The sequence below is a fragment of the Neisseria sp. P0022.S010 genome (assembly GCF_051956635.1).
Genome location: NZ_JBQCXF010000513.1, coordinates 1 through 2,080, shown reverse-complemented (window position 1 = coordinate 2,080; position 2,080 = coordinate 1). Strand labels below are relative to the sequence as shown.

The following is a 2,080-nucleotide window of genomic DNA, read 5'->3' as shown; positions in this document are numbered from 1 at the left end:
CGTGCCGAACTGAATATCGGTACCGACGTAATTTCCTGCCTGAAAGCAGACTTGAACACTGAATACGAAGTACGCGATGCGCTGAAAAAAGGCATCAAATTGTGCGAAGAAGCTCAAGACTACGTTAACCGCGATTTGATGGTTGCCCAACTGAAAGACACTGAAGAAGATCACGCTCACTGGTTGGAACAACAACTGCGTCTGATCGAATTGGTCGGCGAAGGCAACTACTACCAAAGCCAACTGTAGTCTAGCGTATAACGTATAAGGAGCTGAAAATGAAAGGCGATCGCTTAGTTATCCGCGAATTGAATAAAAACTTGGGCTTGCTTTTGGTTACCATCAACCAATACTTCCTGCATGCCCGCATTTTGAAAAACTGGGGCTTTGAAGAATTGGGCGAACACTTCTTCAAACAATCCATCCGCGAAATGAAATCCGCAGACGATTTGATCGAGCGTATTTTGTTCTTGGAAGGCCTGCCTAATCTGCAAGAGTTGGGTAAACTGTTGATCGGTGAATCTACCGAAGAAATCATTGCCTGCGATCTGAAAAAAGAGTATGAAAAACATGATGCTCTGGTTGCAGCCATCGCTCTTGCAGAAGAACAACAAGACTACGTCAGCCGTGATTTGTTGGAAAAACAAAAAGACATCAACGAAGAACACATCGACTGGCTTGAAACTCAGCAGGAATTGATTGGCAAAGTTGGTTTGCCAAACTACCTGCAAACAGCGGCGCAAGAGGACTAAAACACAAACCACTGCCAAATATAGCAGTCCCTGCTCCCATTGACGGCATATCTTTACGGATATGCCGTTTTCTTTTGTGGAAATGCTTAAAGGCCGTCTGAATGTTCAGACGGCCTTGATTTTATATCGCTTTCAAACGGTATAGATAAGTAGTTTCCTTGTTTCTGGCAAACGCCAAAGGATCGGATTCATCTATGGCTTTTTTGTGTTGCGGTTTGGTTTTCAGAATATCAACTACATTGAGCGAGGCCGTCTGAAAGCATTGGTTTAGAAAGTCTTTATCACGCAAATGCAAGTGTTCTGCCAAGTCGGAAATAATCAACCAAGCTTCGCCGTTTGGATTTAAGTGCTGGCGTACGCCGTTGAGGAATGCGGTCAGCATGGCATTATTGGGGTCGTAAAGGGCAGTCTCGATGGCGGAGGTCGGTTTTGCCGGCAGCCAAGGCGGATTGCAGACGATAAGATCGGCGCAATTTTTGGGAAATAAATCAATCAATTGGATATTGACGGCTTTATCCAAGCCTAGGCGTTCGAGGTTTGCTATGGCGCAGGCAATTGCTTTGGGGTTGGTGTCTGTGGCAATGATGTCGGGTATGCCTCGTTTGGCCAAAATTGCGGCAATAACACCTGAGCCGGTGCCGATGTCAAAGGCCGTCTGAATATTGGGAGCGAGTGGTGCTTGGGCGATTAAATCCAAATATTCGCCACGCAGTGGAGAGAATACGCCGAAAGGAACATGGATTTTTCCATCAAGCTGAGGAATGTCTATGCCTTTTTTGTGCCACTCGTGCGCACCGATAAAACCCAGTAATTGATTCAGCGGTAAGAGAAATGGTTTGTCGTTTGGTGTATCGTAAACATCGTACAGGGCGGCGTAGATGTCGGGTGCGCGTGCATTGTCCAGTTGAAAATTCGGTTGGATTTCAACGGCAAGCATATTGAGCAAACGGCTTTGCTGAGCCTGTTTCATACGGTGGGCGTGAAAGGCCGTCTGAATATCGGTAGGCGCGTCTTTCTTTTTTTCAGACGGCCTGCGGATACGTTTTTTCATTGCGGCCAAGACTTGCTTGGCATTGTGAAAATCGCCAGTCCAAACAGTTGCAGTTTGCGCGTGGGCATTTTTTAAAATTTCTACTGCGGCTGCTTCTTGGATGTAAAACGCTTGCTTGGGCGGTTTTTGGGTGCTTTCGTTGCGCCATTCGATGTCGGAGCGGTTGGTAGGGATGGTGTGGGGCATAATGTGTTTCAAATCGGGGAAATAGAGGATTAGTTTACTATATTTAGGATAGGTTCGGTTTGAGAGGAGCTTTTAATAGTCCGAATTGGAC

General features: G+C 46.2%; 3 protein-coding genes. 2 read left to right on the top strand and 1 reads right to left on the bottom strand.

Annotated features, from left to right (window positions below; all coding sequences use genetic code 11):
* The coding region (locus ACTHUT_RS18810) for a ferritin-like domain-containing protein (protein ID WP_440419386.1) at positions 1–249 on the top strand (249 nt) is incomplete at its 5' end.
* Positions 250–278: 29 nt separating this feature from the next.
* Positions 279–752 (top strand): bacterioferritin, encoded by a 474-nt coding sequence (bfr, locus tag ACTHUT_RS18805; protein ID WP_003686403.1) that lies wholly within the window; start codon positions 279–281, stop codon positions 750–752.
* A 121-nt stretch (positions 753–873) separates the two neighbouring features.
* Here bfr and ACTHUT_RS18800 read toward each other — a convergent pair whose 3' ends face one another.
* The gene (locus tag ACTHUT_RS18800; protein ID WP_440419384.1) at positions 874–1,989 is read right to left on the bottom strand and encodes a methyltransferase; all 1,116 of its coding nucleotides are present in this window, start codon (positions 1,987–1,989) and stop codon (positions 874–876) included.
* Between the last annotated feature and the right edge of the window lie 91 nt (positions 1,990–2,080).